Raw genomic sequence first — 20236 nt, forward strand, 5'->3', positions numbered from 1 at the left:
CTTCATCGCGGCAGAACGCTTAGAACAGCACGCGGCAACGGATGGTGCCGTTGACTTCCTGCAGCTTCTCCAGCGCCAGATCGGAGTATTCCTTGTCGACGTCGACCACCACGTAGCCGACCTTCTCGTTGGTCTGCAGGAACTGGCCGGCGATGTTGATGCCGTTCTCGGCGAGCACCTTGTTGATCTCGCTCATCACCCCCGGGACGTTCTGGTGGATGTGCAGCAGGCGGTGCTTGCCCGGGTGCGACGGCAGGGCGACTTCCGGGAAGTTCACGGAGGACACCGAGGTGCCGTTGTCGCTGTACTTGACCAGCTTCTCGGCCACTTCCAGGCCGATGTTGGCCTGCGCCTCGGCGGTGGAGCCACCGATGTGCGGGGTGAGGATCACGCGATCCAGGCCACGCAGCGGGCTGACGAACTCCTCGTCGTTGGACTTGGGCTCGACCGGGAACACGTCGATGGCGGCGCCGATCAGGTGCTCGTCCTTGATCGCCTCGGCCAGGTGGTCCAGCTCGACCACGGTGCCGCGGGCGGCGTTGATCAGGATGCCGCCCTTCTTCATGGCGCGGATTTCCTTCTCGCCGATCATCCACTGGGTGGACGGCAGCTCCGGCACGTGCAGGGAGACGATGTCGCACATGCCAAGCAGCTCGTGCAGATTGCCGATCTGGGTGGCGTTGCCGATCGGCAGCTTGGTCACCACGTCGTAGAAGAACACCTGCATGCCGAGGGCCTCGGCCAGCACGGAAAGCTGGGTGCCGATGGAGCCGTAGCCGACGATGCCCAGGCGCTTGCCGCGGATCTCGAAGGAGTTGGCGGCGCTCTTGATCCAGCCACCACGATGGCAGGAAGCGTTCTTCTCCGGGATGCCGCGCAGCAGCAGGATGGCCTCGGCCAGCACCAGTTCGGCCACCGAGCGGGTGTTGGAGTACGGGGCGTTGAACACCGCGATGCCGCGCTCGCGGGCGGCGTTCAGGTCGACCTGGTTGGTGCCGATGCAGAAGCAGCCGACGGCGACCAGCTTCTTGGCGCAGTCGAAGACTTCCTCGGTCAGCTGGGTACGCGAACGGATGCCGATGAAGTGAGCGTCGGCGATCTTTTCCTTCAGCTCGTCACCCGACAGCGCGCCCTTCAGGTACTCGATGTTGGTGTAGCCAGCGGCCTTCAGGGTGTCCACGGCGTTCTGGTGGACACCTTCGAGAAGAAGGAACTTGATCTTGCTCTTGTCGAGAGAGGTCGTCTTGCTCATCTGCGTAAACCTGTTGTCCCGGGGAAATTGGCTGGGCGGTGGACAGCGCGGGCTGGCCGACCCGCGAGTCGGCGGCGGGCGCGATTGGCGGGGTGCATATGCTAACATAGCGCCCCCGCGAAGCGCCCATCCCCGAGCATGAAGCCTGCTCAGGGTGACCATGAACTGGCCGAGATTTCCGCAGATGACCCAAGCTGCCCTGATCGATGAACTGAAGACCCTGGTCGAACCCGGCAAGGTGCTCACCGATGCCTCTTCCCTGGACGCCTACGGCAAGGACTGGACCAAGCAGTTCGAGCCCAATCCGCTGGCCATCGCCTTCCCGAAGTCCATCGAGGAAGTGCAGGCCATCGTGCGCTGGGCCAACGAGCGCCAGGTTGCCCTGGTACCCTCGGGCGGCCGTACCGGCCTGTCCGCCGCCGCCGTCGCCGCCCACGGCGAAGTGGTCGTGTCCTTCGACTACATGAACAAGATTCTCGAGTTCAACGCCTTCGACCGCACTGCGCGCTGCCAGGCCGGCGTGATCACCGAGCAGCTGCAGAACTTCGCCGAGGAGCAGGGCCTCTACTACCCGGTGGACTTCGCCTCGGCCGGCTCCAGCCAGATCGGCGGCAACATCGGCACCAACGCCGGTGGCATCAAGGTGATCCGCTACGGCATGACCCGCAACTGGGTCGCCGGCCTCAAGGTGGTCACCGGCAAGGGCGAGATCCTCGAGCTGAACCGCGACCTGATCAAGAACGCCACCGGCTACGACCTGCGCCAGCTGTTCATCGGTGCCGAAGGCACCCTGGGCTTCGTGGTCGAGGCCACCATGCGCCTCGAGCGCGCGCCGAAGAACCTCACCGCCATGGTGCTCGGCGCGCCGGACCTGGACTCGATCATGCCGGTGCTGCACGCCTTCCAAGGCAAGCTCGACCTGACCGCCTTCGAGTTCTTCTCCGACAAGGCGCTGGCCAAGGTGCTGGCCCGCGGCGACGTGCCGGCGCCGTTCGAGACCGACTGCCCGTACTACGCGCTGCTCGAGTTCGAGGCCAGCAGCGAGGAAGTCAGCAACGCCGCACTGGAGCTGTTCGAGCACTGCGTCGAGCAGGGCTGGGTGCTGGACGGCGTGATGAGCCAGAGCGAGCAGCAGCTGCAGAACCTGTGGAAGCTGCGCGAGTACATCTCCGAGACCATCTCGCACTGGACCCCGTACAAGAACGACGTGTCGGTCACCGTCTCCAGGGTGCCGGCCTTCCTCAAGGAAATCGACGCCATCGTCGGCGAACACTACCCGGACTTCGAGATTGTCTGGTTCGGCCACATCGGCGACGGCAACCTGCACCTGAACATCCTCAAGCCGGATGCCATGGCCAAGGACGAGTTCTTCGCCAAGTGCGCTACCGTCAACAAGTGGGTGTTCGAGACCGTCGACAAGTACCACGGCTCGATCAGCGCCGAGCATGGCGTGGGCATGACCAAGCGCGACTATCTGGGCTACAGCCGCTCGCCGGAAGAAATCGCCTGCATGAAGGCGATCAAGGCGGTGTTCGACCCCAACGGCATCATGAACCCCGGCAAGATCTTTTCGGCCTGATTCGCGTAGGGTGGAAAACCGCGCAGCGTTTTCCACCTTGAGCCGCGAATGGTGGAAAACGGCCCCGGCCTTTTTCCACCCTACGGATTATCAGGAGTCAGCATGAGCTACCAGCACCAGTACGTCGACGGCACCCCCATCCACTTCCCGCTGGGCAAGGTGGTGTGCGTCGGGCGCAACTACGCCGAACACGCCAAGGAACTGAACAACCCGATCCCGAGCGAGCCGCTGCTGTTCATCAAGCCAGCCAGCGCGGTGGTGCCGCTGGAAGACGGCTTCGCCATCCCACAGGATCGCGGCGGCGTGCACTATGAAGCGGAGATCGCCGTACTGATCGGCAAGCCGCTGTCGACCCGCCCGGACGACGAGGAAATCCGCGACGCCATCAGCGGCTTCGGCGTCGCCCTCGACCTCACCCTGCGCGACGTGCAGGCCCGACTCAAGGACAAGGGCCATCCGTGGGAAATCGCCAAATCCTTCGACGGCGCCTGCCCGCTGTCGCCGTTCGTACCCGGCGATGCGGTCGAGGACCTGGCCGACATCGGTGTGCGCCTGACCCTCAACGGCGAATTGCGCCAGGACGGCAACAGCCGCGACATGCTGACGCCGATCCTCGCGCTGATCCGCCACATCAGCGGCCACTTCTCCCTGCAAGCGGGCGACGTGGTGCTCACCGGCACCCCGGCCGGCGTCGGCAGCCTGGCCTGCGGCGACCAGCTGGTGGTCGAACTGCCCGAACTGTGCCGCTTCGAGACCCGCGTGCTCTGAGCCCTCCTGCGCCGGGGCAACCGCCCCGGCGCGGTCATTTCCGGCAATGATTTTTCAGCTTGCCTTAAGCAAGCTCTGGCATGCTGTCGCATCCGACTCAACGGAGTGCGTCACCCCATGCCCGCCCACGCCAAGCGCCCGTCGCGCCTCCACCGCCTGCTGTCGGCCGTCCTGCTGCTGGGCCTCCTCGCCCTGTTGACCATCGGCCAGCGCCTGCACTGGGACGACCAGTTGCGCCTGCTCTGGGAGGAGCAGTCGGTGGACGAGCAGACCCGCGCCGCCGGCATCTGGCTGCCGGACTACCGCCTGGCGCTGGAAACCACCCTGGCCGGCCTCGAGGAGGACGAAACCTCCGGCCTGACCTGGAACCCGCTGACCGGCACCCTATTCACCGTCACCGGGCAAAACCCGCAGCTGGTGGAGTTCACGCCAAGCGGGGTGATCCTGCGGCGCATCCGCCTCGACGGCTTTGCCGATCCGGAAGCGGTGGAAGCCCTGGGTGACGGCCGTCTGGCGATCGTCGACGAGCGCCGCCATCTGCTCGCGGTGTTCCACCTCGAGCCGGGCGTGGAGCACCTCGACCTGGCCAACTTGGCCAGCTACGACCTCGGCTTTGCCGCCGCCGGCAACAAGGGCTTCGAGGGCCTGGCCTGGAATCCGCAGACCCACCGCCTGCTGCTGGCCAAGGAGCGCGATCCGCAGGGGCTGTTCAGCCTGCCTTTCCCCGGCGAGGACGGCACCGCCGGCACCCTCGAGGCGCTGCCCGAGCAGCCGCTGCTGGTCCGCGACCTGTCTTCGGTGGCCATCGACCCGCGCAGCGGCCACACCCTGCTGCTCTCCGACGAATCGCGCCTGCTGGTGGAGCTCGACCTAGCGGGCAAGCCGCGCAGCTTCATCAGCCTGTTCGGCGGCCTCAACGGCCTGGTGCGCGGCATCGCGCAGGCCGAAGGCGTGGCGATGGATGCCGCCGGCAACATCTACGTGGTCGGCGAACCCAACCGCTTCTACGTGTTCAGCCGCCAGCCGGACAGCACGCGCCCGGGCACTGCGCCATAGGTTGCAGGACGCAGAGCACTGCTCAGCCTGTCGTCAGGGTCTCGTCCACCAGCGTCGCCTCCGGCGCGTGCTTCCTTACCGACTCCATGCCCTGGTTGCAGCTGGCGGCACTGGCATACAGCTGGCTCTGGCCGACCACCTGGCCGTTGGTGGCCTTGAGCACGAAATACGGCCGCCCGTCCTTGGCGGTCATCGGCTCAAAAGCACCTTCGCGCGCCGCGTTCCTGCGCACCGAGTCGATGCCGTTGAGCGCCGAGTCCTTGGACTTGTAGTGCTCGCTGGCCAGGATCACCTGACCGTTGCTGGCTTCCAGATTGAAGTGGAACTGGCCGTTGCTGCCCTTCTTCAGGCGAAACTTGCCGGACATGGTCTGCTTCCTCGGCTGGCGGATTGCTCACCGCTAAAGCTAGACGCTATCAACGCAGGCTGCCGCTATCCTTGCGCGAATATCTACAACGCAGGCGAGCGAATCGGCGGGCGGAACGAACAGCGCCGGCCGGCGTGACGCGCCTGCGGCTCATGCCGCTGGGCGGACAGCGGGATCAGGAGGGTATCAGCAATACCGGACTGAGCGTTTGCCGGCAGAGATCCTCCAGCAGGCTGTCGTGGTACTGCTGGCCGATGGTGCCGGCGCGCATGCCGAAAATGATCAAGGGCGCCTCGATCTCGCGGGCGACCCGGCAGATCTCGGCCACCGGATTGCCAGTCACGCTGTCGATCGTGACGTCCGCATGGCTGGCAGCCAGTGCATTCAGGTCCTCCATTTCCGACAGCGTGGGTTGCTGATCCGGGCGCTGGATGAGCATCACCCGCCCCTTGCGCGTCCCCAGCAGTCCGGCGAAGCAGGTGCGGGCCCCGCTCGAGAGCGGTGAATTGTCGGTGACCAGCAGCAGGGGGGCGCTCTCGTTGGTGGCGCCCATATCGAAGGGCACGACCAACAGCGGTGGCGTGCTCAGGCGCACCAGATTCAGCGCCACGTTGCCCATGATCAGATCCCGCCCGCGGGAATGGCTGCGGTTGGCGACCACGATCAGATCGGCCTGCTGGCGGGTTGCGACCTCCAAGATGGCCGTGGCCGCAAAGCCCGAGGCGAGCCGGGAATGCACCTCGATCCCCAGCCCCGCCTGCACGTCACGCGCTACCTGTTCCAGGCGGACACCGCTGGCGGCGTCGGTGAAGTCCCGGTGCGTCCACTGGCGAGGCTCGTCCACATGCACCAGTGTCAGCTGCTGGATGCCCAGCAAAGAAGTCATGCGCTTGAGCTGGGCCTGCACCTGATCCCAGCCAGCCGAAAAATCGATACCCGCGACGCAATGCCTGAACATGGAACGTACCTCCGGCCTGCAGTTTCTGCCTGAGTTGATCGGTCACATCGTTCAAGAATAGCCTGCAGCGTCCTGTTCCGCCCCTACCCTGCAGTGCCGGCCCGGTCGAGGGCCCTGATATCCGCGGCCGAGGAGGAAACGAGAGCAACGAAAAACACCGGCCTGCAGGATGCAGGGCCGGCGTTGCGGGCAATACGCAGGTCAGCGGGTCAGGCTGCGCACACCCTCGGCGGTACCGAGCAGCAGCAGGTCGGCCGGGCGGGCGGCGAACAGGCCATTGGTGACCACGCCGACGATGTTGTTGATACGCTGTTCCAGGGCCACCGCGTCGCCGATCAGCAGGTTGTGCACGTCGAGGATGAGGTTGCCGTTGTCGGTGACGAAGCCTTCGCGGTACTCGGGGTCGCCGCCCAGCTTGACCAGTTCGCGGGCCACATGGCTGCGCGCCATCGGCACCACTTCCACCGGCAGCGGGTAGGCACCGAGGCGCTCGACCAGCTTGCTGCCGTCGGCGATGCAGATGAAGGTCTTGGCCACCGCCGCGACGATCTTCTCGCGGGTCAGCGCGCCACCGCCGCCCTTGATCAGCTCGAGGTTGGCATTGGTCTCGTCGGCGCCGTCGACGTAGAACTCCAGTTCGGCAACGCTGTTGAGGTCGTACACCGGGATGCCGTGGCTCTTCAGCCGCGCGGCGGTGGCCTCGGAGCTGGCCACCGCGCCATCGAAGTCCTGGCGGATCTTGGCCAGCGCGTCGATGAAGCAGTTGGCGGTGGAGCCGGTGCCAACACCGATGATGCTGCGCGACTCGAGGCGCGGGTGGATGTGGTCGACGGCGGCCTGGGCCACCGCCTGCTTGAGCTGATCCTGATTCATGACGGCTTCCGCAAGGAGGAAAAAATCGCCGCGCATTATAACGCCAAGCCGGCGCTCAGCGGCCGGGCGGTTGGCCGACCATCGGTCGCAGGAGTAGACTCGGTCCATTCTGCCCATTCCGCCTGCGGCCTCTCCGATGCTCGAACAGTACGTCAAGAAGATCCTCACTTCGCCCGTCTACGACGTGGCGGTGGAAACTCCCCTGCAACCGGCGCGCAGCCTCTCCGAACGGCTGAACAACCAGGTCCTGCTCAAGCGCGAGGACCTGCAGCCGGTGTTCTCCTTCAAGATCCGCGGCGCCTACAACAAGGTCGCCCAGCTCAGCGAGGAAGAGAAGGCGCGCGGGGTAATCGCCGCCTCCGCCGGCAATCACGCCCAGGGCCTGGCGCTGAGCGCGAAGAAGCTCGGCATCAAGGCGGTCATCGTCATGCCACGCAGTACCCCGGACATCAAGGTGCAGGCGGTGCGTGCCCGCGGCGCGCGGGTGGTGCTGCACGGCGATGCCTTCCCCGAGGCGCTGGCCCACTGCCTCAAGCTGGTCGAGGAGAAGGGCTACACCTTCGTGCATCCCTACGACGACCCGGAGGTGATCGCCGGGCAAGGCACCATCGCCATGGAGATTCTCCGCCAGCAGCCGGGCCGCCTCGACGCGATCTTCGTGCCGGTCGGCGGCGGCGGGCTGATCGCCGGCATCGCCGCCTATGTGAAGTACCTGCGCCCGGACATCAGGGTGATCGGCGTCGAGCCGGAGGAGTCCGACTGCCTGCGCGCGGCCATGGCCGCCGGCGAGCGGGTGGTGCTCAGCCAGGTGGGGCTGTTCGCCGATGGCGTGGCGGTGGCGCAGATCGGCGCCGAAACCTTCCGTATCTGTCGCGAACACGTCGACGAGGTGGTCACCGTCAGCACCGACGAGATCTGTGCGGCGATGAAGGACATCTACGACGACACCCGCTCGATCACCGAGCCGGCCGGCGCCCTCGGCGTGGCCGGGATCAAGCGCTACGTGCAGCGCGAGGGCATCAGCGGGCAGACCCTGGTGGCCATCGACTCCGGCGCCAACGTCAACTTCGACCGCCTGCGCTACGTCGCCGAACGCGCCGAGCTGGGCGAGCAGCGCGAGGCGATCATCGCGGTGACCATCCCGGAACAGCCTGGCAGCTTCAAGGCCTTCTGCCAGGCCATCGGCAAGCGCGCGATCACCGAGTTCAACTACCGCTACAACAACCCGGGTGAAGCGCACATCTTCGTCGGCGTGCAGACCCACCCAGAAACCGACCCGCGCGAGCAGTTGGTGGAAATGCTCCGCGAGCAGGGCTTCCCGGTCCTCGACCTGACCGACAGCGAGCTGGCCAAGCTGCACATCCGCCACATGGTCGGCGGCCACGCGCCCGGTGCGGACAACGAGCGGGTATTCCGTTTCGAGTTCCCCGAGCGTCCCGGCGCGCTGTTCAACTTCCTCAACAAGCTGGGCGGGCGCTGGAACATCTCTATGTTCCACTACCGCAACCACGGCGCCGCCGATGGCCGCGTGCTGGTCGGCCTGCAGGTGCCGGAGGACGACCTGGTCCTGCTCGGCGAGGCGCTGGACGGCATCGGCTACCCGTACTGGTGCGCCAGCGACGACCCGGCCTACAAGCTGTTCCTCGGCTGAGCCGGGCCGATCACAGGGAGGTGATCGCCATGCTCCACCCACTCACCCCGCCAACCCGGAGGACGCGCTGATGCGCATCCTGCTGGTCGGCGCCGGCGGCTTCATCGGCCGCCACCTGCACCCCGCACTCCTCGCCGCCGGGCACCAGGTCGTCGCCACGGCGCGCCAGCCTGATCCGGCCGCCAGCGGCGACTGGTTGGCGCTGGATCTGGCCGCACTGGCCCGCGATCCGCACGCGTTCGCCTGGCCCGCAGGTATCGAGCTGGTGATCAACGCCGCCGGCCTGCTCTCCACCAACCGCTCGCAGCTGGAGGAGGTGCAGCATCTAGGCGCCTGTGCCCTGTTCGAGCTGGCCGCCGCCCGTGGCGCAGGGGTGCTGCAGATCTCCGCGCTCGGCGCCGAGGACGGCCCGGACACCGACTTTCTCGCCAGCAAGGCCGCTGCCGAACGCCACCTGCTGGCCCTCGGCATTCCTGCGGTGGTGCTGCGCCCCTCGCTGGTGCTCGGCCCCGGCGCGGCCAGCAGCCGCTGGCTGCTGCGCCTGTCGCCGTGGCCATGGACGCCGCTGTTGGACAACCGTGCACGCCTGCAGCCGCTGCACATCGACGACCTGTGCGCCGCGGTGCTCGCCCTGCTCGCCCGCTGGCCGGCGCAGCCGTGCAGCCTGGCGCTGGTCGGCCCCGAGGCCATGACCCAGGGCCAGCTGCTCGACCGCCTGCGTGGCGCCCAGGGCTGGGGCGCGGGGCGCTACTCGACGCTGCCGCGTCCGCTGGCCGCCCTCGGTGCCTGGCTGGGCGAGCGCGCTGGATGGCGCGCACTCAACCGCCAGACCCTGCGACTGGTCCGCCGTGACAACCTCGCCTCGCCCGAGCCACTGGCCGCGGCCTGCGGCCACCGCTGCCTGCCGCTGACGGCTCGCCTGCACGACTGGCCGCAGGCGGCGGACAGCGCCGGCCTGATCGTGCAGCCGCTGCTGCTGGCGCTGCTGGTAGTGGTCTGGCTGGGCACCGCGCTGGCCTGTCTCGGCCCCGGCTTCGACTGGAGCCTGCGCATCCTTGCCGAGGCCGAGATCGACGGCTGGCCGGCACGCCTGGCGGTGATCGCCGGCGCACTGCTCGACGCCGCGCTCGGCATCGGCCTGCTGCGTGCTCGCTGGCGGGTGCGGGCGCTGCAGGCGCAGATCGTCCTGATGCTCGGCTATACGGCGCTGATCAGCATCCTGCTGCCGCACTACTGGTTCGATCCCCTGCAGGGCATCGGCAAGAATCTGGTGCTGCTGCCGGTCAGCCTCTGGCTGCTGTGGCTGCAGCCACTCCCCGGAAGGACCCGGCCATGACCCTCTACCTGCTGCTCAAGACCCTGCACATCCTCTCCTCGACCCTGCTGTTCGGCACCGGCCTCGGCTCGGCCTACTACGCCTGGCGGGCCTGGAAGAGCGCCCAGGTGACAACCATCGCCACCACCTTCCGTCACCTGGTCAGTGCCGACTGGCTGTTCACCACCCCGACCGCGGTCATCCAGCCGCTGAGCGGCCTGGCCATGGTCCACCTGGCCGGCTGGCCACTGAGCCAGAGCTGGCTGCTGGTCACTCTCATCCTCTACGGGCTGGCCGGGCTGTGCTGGCTGCCGGTGGTGTGGCTGCAGATCCGCGTGCGCGACCTGGCGGTGCAGGCCGAACGCGATGGCACGCCGCTGCCGGCCATCGCCGGGCGCTACATGGCCTGGTGGCTCGCCCTCGGCTGGCCGGCGTTCAGCGCCTTCGTGGTGATCTTCGCTTTGATGGTGGTCAAGCCGGCCTGAAGCCAGACTCATGGCCTGCAAACGACGACGGCGCCCATCGGCGCCGTCGTCGTAGATGCTACGGGCAACGCTCAGCGCAGCGAGAGCACCGGCCAGCTGCGCGCCTCGGCGATGGCGCGCAGCTCCGCACAGGGGTCGACCGCCACCGGGCGATCAACCAACTCGAGCAGCGGCAGGTCATTGCGCGAGTCGCTGTAGAAGGTGCTGCCCTCGAGGTTCAGGTCGTTCTCCAGCAGCCAGCGCTCCAGGCGGGTCACCTTGCCCTCGCGGAAGCAGGGGATGTCGGTGGTGCGCCCGGTGTACTGGTCGCCCTGCATCTCGCACTCGGTGGCCAGCAGGGTGTCGACGCCCAGGCGCGCGGCGATCGGCCCGGTGACGAAGCGATTGGTGGCGGTGATGATCACCAGCTTGTCGCCGGCGGCGCGGTGCTCGGCGAGCAGCGCCTCGCCCTTGGCGAGGATGATCGGCTCGATGCACTCGGCCATGAACTCGCCATGCCAGGCGTCCAGCTGGGCCTTGTCGTACTGGCCGAGCACCGCCAGGCAGAAGTTCAGGTAGGCGGCGATGTCCAGGCGCCCGGCCAGGTAGTCCTCGTAGTACTCGTCGTTGCGCGCCTTGTAGACGGCTTCGTCGAGGATGCCGCGCCGACACAGCCAGTCGCCCCAGGCGTGATCGCTGTCACCGGCCAGCAGGGTATTGTCGAGATCGAATAGCGCCAGACGCACGGATAGGCTCTCTCAGGCAGTCAATGGAAGTGGCAAGCGTACCCCGTTTCGCTTGGCCTGCCCATGCACCGGGCTATCCGCATTGCCGCTGTGACGGGCTTTGTGGAACAATCCGGGCATATCTGTTTTGAGGTACCTGCCGTGATCGATCCCGATGGTTTCCGACCCAATGTCGGCATCATCCTGGCCAATGAGGTCGGCCAGGTGATGTGGGCACGGCGCATCAATCAGGACGCCTGGCAGTTCCCCCAGGGCGGGATCAACCCGCAGGAATCGCCGGAAGATGCGCTGTTTCGCGAATTGAACGAAGAAGTCGGCCTCGAGCCCGAGGATGTGCGCATTCTCGCCTGCACGCGTGGCTGGTTGCGCTATCGTTTGCCGCAACGCCTGGTGCGTACCCACAGCCAGCCGCTGTGCATCGGCCAGAAGCAGAAGTGGTTCCTGCTGCGCCTGACCGGCGACGAGCAGCGGGTGCGCATGGACCTGACCGCCAAGCCGGAGTTCGACGGCTGGCGCTGGGTCAGTTACTGGTACCCTCTGGGCCAGGTGGTGTCCTTCAAGCGCGAGGTTTACCGCCGCGCCCTGAGGGAACTGGCCCCGCGCCTGCCGATCCGCGACTGACCACCCAACAGACTGCACCCGACCGACCTATAGGAGCGCCGCCCCTTTGACCATGCTCCACACGCTGCGCAAGATCATCCAGGAGGTCAACTCCGCCCGGGATCTGGACACCGCCCTGACGATCATCGTCGAGCGCGTGCGCGCGGCCATGGGTACCCAGGTCTGCTCGGTCTACCTGCTCGACCCGCAGAGCAACCGCTTCGTGCTGATGGCCACCGAGGGCCTCAACAAGGGCTCCATCGGCCAGGTCAGCATGGCGCCCAGCGAGGGTCTTGTCGGCCTGGTCGGCACCCGCGAGGAGCCGCTCAACCTCGAGGACGCTTCCAGTCACCCGCGCTTCCGCTACTTCGCCGAGACCGGCGAGGAGCGTTACGCCTCCTTCCTCGGCGCACCGATCATCCACCACCGTCGGGTGATGGGCGTGCTGGTGGTGCAGCAGAAGGAGCGTCGCCAGTTCGACGAGGGCGAGGAAGCCTTCCTGGTGACCATGAGCGCCCAGCTCGCCGGGGTCATCGCCCACGCCGAGGCCACCGGCTCGATCCGCGGCCTTGGCAAGCAGGGCAAGGCCACGCCGGACACCCGCTTCATCGGCGTGCCCGGCTCGCCCGGCGTGGCCCTGGGCACCGGCGTGGTGGTGCTGCCGCCGGCCGACCTTGACGTGGTGCCGGACCGCGCGATCGACGATATCGATGGCGAGATCGCCTACTTCTACAACGCCCTCGAGGCGGTACGCGCCGACATCCATGCGCTGTCCGCGCGCCTGGCCAGCCAGCTGCGCCAGGAAGAACGCGCGCTGTTCGACGTCTACCTGATGATGCTCGACGACGCCTCGATCGGCGGCGAAGTGGTCAAGGTGATCGAGACCGGCCAGTGGGCCCAGGGTGCCCTGCGCCAGGTGGTCAACGGCCACGTGCAGCGCTTCGAGCTGATGGACGACGCCTACCTCAGCGAGCGCGCTTCGGACGTGCGCGACATCGGCCGGCGCCTGCTCGCCTGCCTGCAGCAGGCCCGCCAGCAGAAGCTGGTCTACCCGGACAACACCATCCTGGTCAGCGAGGAGCTGTCGCCGGCGATGCTCGGCGAGGTGCCGCCCGGCAAGCTGCTCGGCCTGGTCTCGGTGACCGGCTCGAGCAACTCCCACGTCGCCATTCTCGCCCGCGCCATGGGCATCCCCACGGTGATGGGCGCGGTCGACCTGCCCTACGCCATGCTCGACGGCATTGAGCTGATCGTCGACGGCTACCGCGGCGACGTGTTCACCAACCCCTCGCCCGGCCTGCGCCGCCAGTTCGCCGAGATCGCCGAGGAGGAGCGCCAGCTCAACCTCGGCCTCGACGCCCTGCGCGGCCTGCCCTGCGAGACCACCGACGGCCACCGCATGCCGCTGTGGGTCAACACCGGGCTGTTCGCCGATATCGCCCGCGCCCAGGAGCGCGGCGCCGAGGGCGTCGGCCTGTACCGCAGCGAAGTGCCGTTCATGACCAACGAGCGCTTCCCCAGCGAGAAGGAGCAGGTGGCGATCTACCGCACCCAGCTGCAGGCCTTCCATCCGCTGCCGGTGACCATGCGCACCCTCGACATCGGCGGCGACAAGGCGCTGTCGTACTTCCCTATCAAGGAAGACAACCCGTTCCTCGGCTGGCGCGGCATCCGCGTGACCCTCGACCATCCGGAAATCTTCCTGGTCCAGGCGCGCGCCATGCTCAAGGCCAGCGAGGGGCTCAACAACCTGCGCATCTTGCTGCCGATGATCAGCGGTCTGCCCGAGCTGGAAGAGGCGCAGCGCCTGCTGCACCGCGCCTGGAGCGAGGTGCGCGAGGAAGGCGTCGACGTGCCGATGCCGCCGGTCGGAGTGATGATCGAGATTCCCGCCGCGGTGTTCCAGACCCGCGAATTGGCCCGCCAGGTCGACTTCCTGTCGGTCGGTTCCAACGACCTGACCCAGTACCTACTCGCCGTGGACCGCAACAATCCGCGGGTGGCCAACCTCTACGACTACCTGCACCCGTCGATCCTCCAAGCCCTCAAGCGCGTGGTGAGCGACGCCCACCACGTCGGCAAGCCGGTGAGCATCTGCGGCGAGATGGCTGGCGATCCGGCGGCCGCCATGCTGTTGATGGCCATGGGCTTCGACTCGCTGTCGATGAACGCCACCAACCTGCCCAAGGTCAAGTGGCTGCTGCGCCAGGTGTCGCTGCAGCAGGCCAGCGAGCTGCTCGACCTGGTCATGACCCTCGACCACGCCCCGCTGATCCACAGCACCCTGCAGCTGCACCTGCGCAACCTCGGCCTGAGCCGCATGCTCAACCCGGGCAGCAGCGTGCAGAACTGAGCCGCGCCAGACCATCCCCGCAGCGCAGCCCTAGAGCCGCCGCCAGCCATCCGGTACCATGCCGCTTTGCGTGCGGGGAACGGTGATGGAGTTTGTTGTCTACCTGGTGCTGGGCGCCTTTGTCGGCGTGCTGGCCGGACTGTTCGGCGTGGGCGGTGGCATGATCATCGTCCCGGCGCTGATCTTCAGCTTCACCGCCATGGGCGTCGATCCCGCGGTGATGACCCACCTGGCGGTGGGCACCTCGCTGGCCACCATCGTCTTCACCTCGATCAACTCGGTGCGCGCCCACCACAAGCGCGGCGCGGTGAACTGGCCGGTGGTGCGCTGGATGACCCTCGGCCTGCTCGCCGGCGTCGGCCTCGGCAGCCTCACCGCCGCCAGTCTGCAGGGTGACATCCTGCAGAAGATCATCGGCACCTTCGCCATCTGCGTCGCCGCGCAGATGGCCTTCAACCTCCAGCCGAGAACCGCCCGCCCGCTGCCGGGCAAGGCCGGCCTGAGCGTCGCCGGCGGGGTGATCGGCTGGGCCTCGTCGATCTTCGGCATCGGCGGCGGCTCGCTGACCGTGCCCTTCCTCGCCTGGCGCAGCCTGACCATGCAGCAGGCGGTGGCCACCTCGGCAGCCTGCGGCATGCCGATCGCCCTGGCCGGCGCGCTGGGCTTCATGCTCACCGGCTGGAGCCAGCAGGCGCAGCTGCCGGCGTGGAGCGTCGGCTTCGTCTACCTGCCGGCGCTGGTCGGCATCGCCGCCACCTCGATGCTGTCCGCTCGCCTCGGCGTGCACCTGGCGCACCGGCTGCCGGCGCACATCCTCAAGCGCCTGTTCGCCCTGCTGATGCTCGGCGTCGGCCTGAACTTCCTGCTCTGACCCGAACTTCCCGTCCCGAGGAATCACCATGCTGGTTTTCCCGCACATCGACCCGGTGGCCATCGCCCTCGGCCCGCTGAAGATCCACTGGTACGGCCTGATGTACCTGGTCGGCATCGGCGGCGCCTGGCTGCTGGCCAGTCGTCGCCTGGCGCGCTTCGACGCCGCCTGGACCCGCGACACGCTGTCCGACCTGGTGTTCTGGGTGGCCTGCGGGGTGATCCTCGGCGGGCGCTTCGGCTACGTGGTGTTCTACAACTTCGAACAGTTCCTCGCCGATCCGCTGTGGCTGCTGCGCATCTGGGAAGGCGGCATGTCGTTCCACGGCGGCCTGCTCGGCGTGATGCTGGCGGTGTGGTGGTTCGGCCGGCGCACCGGCAAGAGCTTCTTCCAGCTGATGGACTTCATCGCCCCGCTGGTGCCGCTGGGCCTGGGCGCCGGACGGATCGGCAACTTCATCAACGCCGAACTGTGGGGCAAGCCGAGCGACCTGCCGTGGGCCATGGTCTTCCCGGCGTGGAGCGATCCCCAGCAGCTGGCGCGCCACCCCTCGCAGCTGTACCAGTTCGCCCTCGAGGGCGTGGCGCTGTTCGCCATCCTCTGGCTGTACTCGCGCAAGCCGCGCCCGACCATGGCGGTGTCCGGCCTGTTCGCCGCCTGCTACGGCGTGTTCCGCTTCCTGGTCGAATTCGTCCGCGTGCCCGACGCCCAGCTCGGCTACCTGGCCGGCGGCTGGCTGACCATGGGCCAGCTGCTCAGCCTGCCGATGATCCTCGGCGGCCTGGGGCTGATGGTTTACGCTTACCGCCGCGCCGCCCACTCCGCAGTTGCCCGATGAGAGCCGCCCGATGAAACAGTACCTCGACCTGATGCGCCTGGTGCGCGAGACCGGCACCTTCAAGGCCGACCGCACCGGCACCGGCACCTACAGCGTGTTCGGCCACCAGATGCGCTTCGACCTGGCTGCCGGCTTCCCGCTGGTCACCACCAAGAAGTGTCACCTGAAATCGATCATCCACGAGCTGCTGTGGTTCCTCCAGGGCGACACCAACATCAAGTACCTGCAGGATAACGGCGTGCGCATCTGGGACGAGTGGGCCGACGCCAACGGCGACCTCGGCCCGGTGTACGGCTACCAGTGGCGCAACTGGCCGGCGCCCAACGGCGAGTCGATCGACCAGATCGCCAAGCTGATCGCGATGATCAAGAGCAACCCCGATTCGCGCCGGTTGATCGTCTCGGCGTGGAACCCGGCACTGGTCGAGCAGATGGCTCTGCCGCCGTGCCATGCGCTGTTCCAGTTCTACGTCGCCGACGGCAAGCTTTCCTGCCAGCTGTACCAGCGCTCGGCCGACATCTTCCTCGGCGTGCCGTTCAACATCGCCAGCTACGCGCTGCTGACCCTGATGGTCGCCCAGGTCTGCGATCTGGCGCCGGGCGAGTTCATCTGGACCGGCGGCGACTGCCACCTGTACAGCAACCACCTGGAGCAGACCGACCTGCAGCTGTCGCGCCAGCCCCTGCCGCTGCCGACCATGAAGCTCAACCCGGAAGTGAAGGACCTGTTCGCCTTCCGCTTCGAGGACTTCGAACTGGTCGGCTACCAGGCCCACCCGCACATCAAGGCGGACGTCGCGGTCTGACACAGTCCCGGCCCGGCCCGGCGCCTCACGCCGCCGCCGCGCGACTGGCCGCCCAGTGGCGGCCCACCTGCCAGGCGCTGGCCAGCGCCAGCAACAGCAGGCAGGGCACGATCAGCAGCAGCGGGATCCACAGCGGAATCGACAGCAGGATGGAAACGTCGCCGTAGCGGAAGTTGTCCCAGGCCTGCAGGCTGGTGCGCCAGGCCAGCAGCAGCGCCGCCAGCAGGCACAATAGGTGGGCGAAGGCATCCAGTAGATGCTGCCCCCGCGCAGGCAGCTGCAGGGTGAAGGACTCGACGCGGATGTGCTTGCCGTGCAGTTCGCACAAGGGCAGAAAGGCGGCGACCGCCACCGCCATGCCGATCTCCATCAGCTCGATGTCGCCCTGCAGCGGGGCGGCAAACAGCTTGCGGCCGAGCAGCGAAGCCAGCGACAGGCCCATCAGCAGCAGCAGGATCAGCCCCCCGGCCAGCGCCAGGCCCTCGCAGCCCCACGCCAGCAGGCGCCCCACGACGCCGCTTGGCGCGTCGCTGCCGTCCGTGAAGGATGACGACTCGTTCATCGACGGTTACCGGCTTCCCGCACCGCGCAATCCACTGCCCGCCTGCCGGGCATGGCCAGTCGCGTGCATCGATCCAGTATGGACCCGCGCCGCCGCGGCCGTCGGCCTGGCCTGACTGACCACACGCCACAACCACAGCTCTCCATCACCCAACCCGCCGCGCCGGGGCACGGCGGGAGGGGCGTTACGCCACCAGCCGACTCAGAGGGCCAGCAGCCACAGGCAGATGCCGGGGAACAGCGCCAGCAGGACGATGCGCAGCAGGTCCGAGATCAGGAACGGCACCACGCCGCGGGCGGTTTCCATGAACGGCACATCGGCCGCGGCGCGCTGGACGATGAACAGGTTCATCCCCAGCGGCGGGGTGATCAGGCCGATCTCCACCACCATCAGCGCCAGGATGCCGAACCAGATCGACTTCGAGGACTCGTCCAGACCGAAGAAATCCAGGCCCATGATCATCGGATAGAAGATCGGGATGGTCAGCAGGATCATCGCCAGCGAGTCCATCACGCAACCGAGGATCAGGTAGGTCACCAGGATGGCGAGCAGTACCAGCATCGGCGCCATGCCGCTGTTCTTCACCCACTCGGCCAGTTCGGTGGGCATCTGGGTCAGCGCCAGACCGGAGTTGAGCAGGTCGGCGCCGAGCAGCACGAGGAAGATCATCGCGGTGGTTTCCGCGGTGCCGAGCAGGCTGGTGCGGATGCCTTCCCAGCGCATGCCGCCCTGGATCACCGCAAGGATGCCGCAGGCCGCGGCGCCGATCGAGGCTGCCTCGGTGGGGTTGGACCAGCCACCGTAGATGCCGACGATCACCACCACGAACACGCCGATCACCGGCAGCACATTGACGAAGGCCTTGAGGCGCTCGACCGTGCTGGCCTTGGCCTGCTCGTGGTCGTGACCGCCCTCGCGGCCGACCATGATGCGCAGCACGACCATGTAGCCGATGGCGGCGAGGATGCCGGGAATCACCGCGGCGACGAACAGCTTGGCGATCGACTCCTGGGTCAGCACCGCATAGATGATCAGCGGCACCGACGGCGGAATCAGGATGCCCAGGGTGCCGCCGGCCGCCACGGTGGCGGTGGCCAGGCGGCCGGAGTAGTTGTGCCGGCGCAGTTCCGGCAGGGCCACGTGGCTCATGGTCGCCGCCGTGGCCAGCGAGGAGCCGCAGATCGCGCCGAAGCCGGCGCAGGCACCGATCGCCGACATGCCCAGACCACCCTTCCAGTGGCCGACGAAGGCCGCCGCGCAGCGGAAGATCGAGCGCGACAGGCCGCCGTGGGTGGCGAACTGACCCATCAGCACGAACAGCGGAATCACCGCCAGGTCGTAGTTGGACAGCCGCGAGTAGGTCAGGTTGTTGAGGGTGAACAGCAGCGAGGAGAAATCACCGTCATTGACCGCCAGGAAGCAGGCCGCGCCGCCGATCAGCATGGTGATGCCGATGTGCACGCGCAGCACCAGCAGGGTCATGGTGATGGCCAGGGCAATCAGGCCGAGACTCAGACCGCTCATGAACGCACTCCCGGAGCAAGACAGATGAAGATCCGGTAGGCGCTGGCCAGCGCCAGCAGGATCAGGCTGGGCACGATCAGCAGCAGCGGAATCCACAGGGGGATCGACAGCAGGGTGGAGACGTCGCCGTACTCCAGGTTGTCGAACAGCTGCAGGCCGGTACGCCAGGCAAGGATCAGCGCGGCGAGCAGGCACAGCAGATGGCCACAGGCATCCAGACTGCGCTGCACGCCGGCGGACATCTTCATGGTGAAGGCGTCGACCTTGATGTGCGTGCCGCGCAGTTCGCACAGCGGCAGGAAGGTGGCGATCGCCACCGCCGCGCCCATCTCCATCAGCTCGATGTCACCGCGGATCGGGGTGGCGAACAGCTTGCGGCCGATGATCGAGATCAGCGACATGTTGATCAACGCCAGCAGCACCAGGCCACCGGCCAGGGCAAAGCCTTGGCAGGCCAGAAAAAGAACGCGGCCCAGAGGGCCGCGTTGCAGTTCCAGGCCGCCTTCGAAGGAAAGCGACTCGGACATGATGAATTACCGGGCCTGGGCCTGAGCCTGCTTCTGGGTCGCGGCGATCTCGCGCACACCCTGCAGCAGGACAGCGCCGTCGACGCCCTTGGCGGCGACTTCCTTGACCCAGTTCTGCGCCACCGGCTCGGCGGCCTTCTGCATGGCGGCGTAGTTTTCCGCACTGATGTTGACGATCTGCTCGGCCGGCGTGGCCTTGATCGCGCCTTCCATGTGCTGATCCCAGACGTCGCTGATCATGTTGTTGAGCGCCGGGCCGCTGTTGCGGTCGAGGATCTCCTGGAGGTCCTTGGGCAGGCTGGCGAACTTCTTCTCGTTCATCAGCATGGTCAGCACGGTACTGGTCAGCGACGGGGAACCGGCCGGCGGCTCGCTGTGGAAGCTGGTCACTTCGTCGACCTTGACGTCGCGGATGGTGCTCCAGGTGAACAGCACGCCGTCGATCACGCCCTTGGACAGCGACTCGGTCATCTGCGGCGGCGGCATGCTCACCGGCGCGGCGCCGAGGGCTTCGACCAGCAGCGCGGAGGCGCGGTGGGAGGCGCGCAGCTTCATGCCGGTGAGGTCGTCGAGGCTGTCGATCGCCTTGCTGCGGGTATGGAAGCCCATGCCGCCGTCGCCGTGCATGGCCAGCACCTTGTAGCCCTTGAAGTCTTCCTGGGCGTACTGCTGGTAGAACTTCCAGATAATCGGATCGCTGTTGCGCGCGCCGTAGGGCATCAGGAACGGCTGCTCGACCGCCTCGATGCGCGGGAACTTGCCCGGCGAGTAGGACGGCGCGGTCCAGACGATGTCGGCGACGCCGTTGCGCACCATGTCGGCCAGCTTGGCCGGGGTGCCGCCGAGCTGCATGGACGGATAGATCTGGCACTGCAGACGGCCGGCGGATTCTTCCTTCAGCTTCGCGCACCAGGGCTCGAACATCTCGCGCTGCTGATAGGAGGTGGACGGCAGGAAGTGGCCGAACTTGAGGGTGTAGGTCTCGGCGGCCTGGGCGGAGGCGGCGCAAGCAACGGCGGTGACCAGGGCGGCCAGCTTGAGGCGGATCATGGGGTGCTCCCGAATTATTCTTGTATCGGCTTGTTGGGCTTTGGGGGCTCTGGCTGCATGCGCTGCTGCCACAGGCA

20 protein-coding genes are annotated in these 20236 nt (G+C 67.3%); 11 read left to right on the forward strand and 9 right to left on the reverse strand.

The window, feature by feature from the left end; translation table 11 throughout:
• Positions 1-19: 19 nt before the first annotated feature.
• Positions 20-1252, reverse strand: a complete 1233-nt coding sequence (gene serA / locus BMZ19_RS07145) for a phosphoglycerate dehydrogenase (protein WP_090308988.1) — start codon at positions 1250-1252, stop codon at positions 20-22.
• A 184-nt stretch (positions 1253-1436) separates the two neighbouring features.
• On the opposite strand from serA, the gene BMZ19_RS07150 reads away from it, so the two are divergent.
• The 3 genes from BMZ19_RS07150 (at position 1437) to BMZ19_RS07160 (ending at position 4655) form a co-directional block, all read left to right on the forward strand.
• A complete protein-coding gene (locus BMZ19_RS07150; protein WP_090308991.1) occupies positions 1437-2831 on the forward strand; it encodes an FAD-binding oxidoreductase in 1395 nt (464 codons plus the stop codon).
• Between the two features lie 102 nt (positions 2832-2933).
• Positions 2934-3599 carry a fumarylacetoacetate hydrolase family protein gene (locus tag BMZ19_RS07155; RefSeq protein ID WP_090308993.1) on the forward strand — a complete coding sequence of 222 codons (666 nt, stop codon included), beginning with the start codon at positions 2934-2936 and terminating at the stop codon, positions 3597-3599.
• A 117-nt stretch (positions 3600-3716) separates the two neighbouring features.
• A complete protein-coding gene (locus tag BMZ19_RS07160) occupies positions 3717-4655 on the forward strand; it encodes an SdiA-regulated domain-containing protein (RefSeq protein WP_090308996.1) in 939 nt (312 codons plus the stop codon).
• 22 nt (positions 4656-4677) lie between these two features.
• Here the strand turns inward: BMZ19_RS07160 and BMZ19_RS07165 are convergent, their stop codons facing one another.
• From BMZ19_RS07165 to rpiA, 3 genes are all read right to left on the reverse strand, one after another.
• Positions 4678-5022 carry a YegP family protein gene (locus BMZ19_RS07165; protein ID WP_090308998.1) on the reverse strand — a complete coding sequence of 115 codons (345 nt, stop codon included), beginning with the start codon at positions 5020-5022 and terminating at the stop codon, positions 4678-4680.
• A gap of 175 nt (positions 5023-5197) precedes the next feature.
• Entirely contained in the window at positions 5198-5980 is a 783-nt protein-coding gene (locus tag BMZ19_RS07170) for a universal stress protein (protein WP_090309000.1), read from the reverse strand.
• A gap of 201 nt (positions 5981-6181) precedes the next feature.
• Positions 6182-6853 (reverse strand): ribose-5-phosphate isomerase RpiA, encoded by a 672-nt coding sequence (rpiA, locus tag BMZ19_RS07175; protein WP_090309002.1) that lies wholly within the window; start codon positions 6851-6853, stop codon positions 6182-6184.
• 136 nt (positions 6854-6989) lie between these two features.
• On the opposite strand from rpiA, the gene ilvA reads away from it, so the two are divergent.
• From ilvA to BMZ19_RS07190, 3 genes are all read left to right on the forward strand, one after another.
• Positions 6990-8504 (forward strand): threonine ammonia-lyase, biosynthetic, encoded by a 1515-nt coding sequence (ilvA, locus tag BMZ19_RS07180; RefSeq protein WP_090309005.1) that lies wholly within the window; start codon positions 6990-6992, stop codon positions 8502-8504.
• Positions 8505-8574: 70 nt separating this feature from the next.
• On the forward strand, positions 8575-9840 hold the full coding sequence (locus BMZ19_RS07185; RefSeq protein ID WP_090309008.1) for an SDR family oxidoreductase: 1266 nt from the start codon (positions 8575-8577) through the stop codon (positions 9838-9840).
• Positions 9837-10304 (forward strand): DUF2269 family protein, encoded by a 468-nt coding sequence (locus tag BMZ19_RS07190; RefSeq protein WP_090309012.1) that lies wholly within the window; start codon positions 9837-9839, stop codon positions 10302-10304. The genes BMZ19_RS07185 and BMZ19_RS07190 overlap by 4 nt, the downstream gene beginning before the upstream one ends.
• Positions 10305-10375: 71 nt before the next feature.
• Here BMZ19_RS07190 and BMZ19_RS07195 read toward each other — a convergent pair whose 3' ends face one another.
• On the reverse strand, positions 10376-11029 hold the full coding sequence (locus tag BMZ19_RS07195; protein WP_090309014.1) for a histidinol-phosphatase: 654 nt from the start codon (positions 11027-11029) through the stop codon (positions 10376-10378).
• A 141-nt stretch (positions 11030-11170) separates the two neighbouring features.
• On the opposite strand from BMZ19_RS07195, the gene BMZ19_RS07200 reads away from it, so the two are divergent.
• The 5 genes from BMZ19_RS07200 (at position 11171) to BMZ19_RS07220 (ending at position 16496) form a co-directional block, all read left to right on the forward strand.
• The gene (locus BMZ19_RS07200) at positions 11171-11650 is read left to right on the forward strand and encodes an RNA pyrophosphohydrolase (protein WP_090309017.1); all 480 of its coding nucleotides are present in this window, start codon (positions 11171-11173) and stop codon (positions 11648-11650) included.
• A gap of 52 nt (positions 11651-11702) precedes the next feature.
• Positions 11703-13982, forward strand: a complete 2280-nt coding sequence (ptsP, locus tag BMZ19_RS07205; RefSeq protein ID WP_090309195.1) for a phosphoenolpyruvate--protein phosphotransferase — start codon at positions 11703-11705, stop codon at positions 13980-13982.
• 85 nt (positions 13983-14067) lie between these two features.
• Positions 14068-14853 carry a sulfite exporter TauE/SafE family protein gene (locus tag BMZ19_RS07210; protein WP_090309020.1) on the forward strand — a complete coding sequence of 262 codons (786 nt, stop codon included), beginning with the start codon at positions 14068-14070 and terminating at the stop codon, positions 14851-14853.
• A gap of 28 nt (positions 14854-14881) precedes the next feature.
• Positions 14882-15691: a prolipoprotein diacylglyceryl transferase gene (gene lgt / locus BMZ19_RS07215; RefSeq protein ID WP_090309023.1), complete on the forward strand. Its 810-nt coding sequence runs from the start codon at positions 14882-14884 to the stop codon at positions 15689-15691.
• A gap of 10 nt (positions 15692-15701) precedes the next feature.
• Positions 15702-16496, forward strand: a complete 795-nt coding sequence (locus tag BMZ19_RS07220) for a thymidylate synthase (protein ID WP_090309026.1) — start codon at positions 15702-15704, stop codon at positions 16494-16496.
• Positions 16497-16521: 25 nt separating this feature from the next.
• On the opposite strand, the gene BMZ19_RS07225 is transcribed toward BMZ19_RS07220, so the two are convergent.
• The 4 genes from BMZ19_RS07225 to BMZ19_RS07240 all read right to left on the reverse strand — a co-directional run bounded on the left by BMZ19_RS07225 (position 16522) and on the right by BMZ19_RS07240 (position 20159).
• A complete protein-coding gene (locus BMZ19_RS07225) occupies positions 16522-17058 on the reverse strand; it encodes a TRAP transporter small permease (RefSeq protein WP_090309029.1) in 537 nt (178 codons plus the stop codon).
• A gap of 201 nt (positions 17059-17259) precedes the next feature.
• Entirely contained in the window at positions 17260-18582 is a 1323-nt protein-coding gene (locus tag BMZ19_RS07230; protein WP_090309032.1) for a TRAP transporter large permease, read from the reverse strand.
• Entirely contained in the window at positions 18579-19109 is a 531-nt protein-coding gene (locus BMZ19_RS07235) for a TRAP transporter small permease (RefSeq protein WP_090309035.1), read from the reverse strand. The genes BMZ19_RS07230 and BMZ19_RS07235 overlap by 4 nt, the downstream gene beginning before the upstream one ends.
• A 6-nt stretch (positions 19110-19115) precedes the next feature.
• Positions 19116-20159: a TRAP transporter substrate-binding protein gene (locus tag BMZ19_RS07240; protein ID WP_090309039.1), complete on the reverse strand. Its 1044-nt coding sequence runs from the start codon at positions 20157-20159 to the stop codon at positions 19116-19118.
• Between the last annotated feature and the right edge of the window lie 77 nt (positions 20160-20236).

Source organism: Pseudomonas linyingensis, from assembly GCF_900109175.1.
In the GTDB taxonomy this organism is placed as follows: Bacteria; Pseudomonadota; Gammaproteobacteria; order Pseudomonadales; family Pseudomonadaceae; genus Geopseudomonas; species Geopseudomonas linyingensis.

Bases quoted from the DNA above. Each gene is read 5' to 3' on its own strand.
- BMZ19_RS07165 (WP_090308998.1), bottom strand. From the start codon at position 5,022: ATGTCCGGCAAGTTTCGCCTGAAGAAGGGCAGCAACGGCCAGTTCCAC.
- ptsP (WP_090309195.1), top strand. From the start codon at position 11,703: ATGCTCCACACGCTGCGCAAGATCATCCAGGAGGTCAACTCCGCCCGG.
- BMZ19_RS07230 (WP_090309032.1), bottom strand. From the start codon at position 18,582: ATGAGCGGTCTGAGTCTCGGCCTGATTGCCCTGGCCATCACCATGACC.
- BMZ19_RS07235 (WP_090309035.1), bottom strand. From the start codon at position 19,109: ATGTCCGAGTCGCTTTCCTTCGAAGGCGGCCTGGAACTGCAACGCGGC.
- BMZ19_RS07150 (WP_090308991.1), top strand. From the start codon at position 1,437: ATGACCCAAGCTGCCCTGATCGATGAACTGAAGACCCTGGTCGAACCC.
- serA (WP_090308988.1), bottom strand. From the start codon at position 1,252: ATGAGCAAGACGACCTCTCTCGACAAGAGCAAGATCAAGTTCCTTCTT.
- ilvA (WP_090309005.1), top strand. From the start codon at position 6,990: ATGCTCGAACAGTACGTCAAGAAGATCCTCACTTCGCCCGTCTACGAC.
- BMZ19_RS07185 (WP_090309008.1), top strand. From the start codon at position 8,575: ATGCGCATCCTGCTGGTCGGCGCCGGCGGCTTCATCGGCCGCCACCTG.
- BMZ19_RS07170 (WP_090309000.1), bottom strand. From the start codon at position 5,980: ATGTTCAGGCATTGCGTCGCGGGTATCGATTTTTCGGCTGGCTGGGAT.
- BMZ19_RS07190 (WP_090309012.1), top strand. From the start codon at position 9,837: ATGACCCTCTACCTGCTGCTCAAGACCCTGCACATCCTCTCCTCGACC.
- BMZ19_RS07210 (WP_090309020.1), top strand. From the start codon at position 14,068: ATGGAGTTTGTTGTCTACCTGGTGCTGGGCGCCTTTGTCGGCGTGCTG.
- BMZ19_RS07155 (WP_090308993.1), top strand. From the start codon at position 2,934: ATGAGCTACCAGCACCAGTACGTCGACGGCACCCCCATCCACTTCCCG.
- BMZ19_RS07160 (WP_090308996.1), top strand. From the start codon at position 3,717: ATGCCCGCCCACGCCAAGCGCCCGTCGCGCCTCCACCGCCTGCTGTCG.
- BMZ19_RS07240 (WP_090309039.1), bottom strand. From the start codon at position 20,159: ATGATCCGCCTCAAGCTGGCCGCCCTGGTCACCGCCGTTGCTTGCGCC.
- rpiA (WP_090309002.1), bottom strand. From the start codon at position 6,853: ATGAATCAGGATCAGCTCAAGCAGGCGGTGGCCCAGGCCGCCGTCGAC.
- BMZ19_RS07225 (WP_090309029.1), bottom strand. From the start codon at position 17,058: ATGAACGAGTCGTCATCCTTCACGGACGGCAGCGACGCGCCAAGCGGC.
- BMZ19_RS07220 (WP_090309026.1), top strand. From the start codon at position 15,702: ATGAAACAGTACCTCGACCTGATGCGCCTGGTGCGCGAGACCGGCACC.
- lgt (WP_090309023.1), top strand. From the start codon at position 14,882: ATGCTGGTTTTCCCGCACATCGACCCGGTGGCCATCGCCCTCGGCCCG.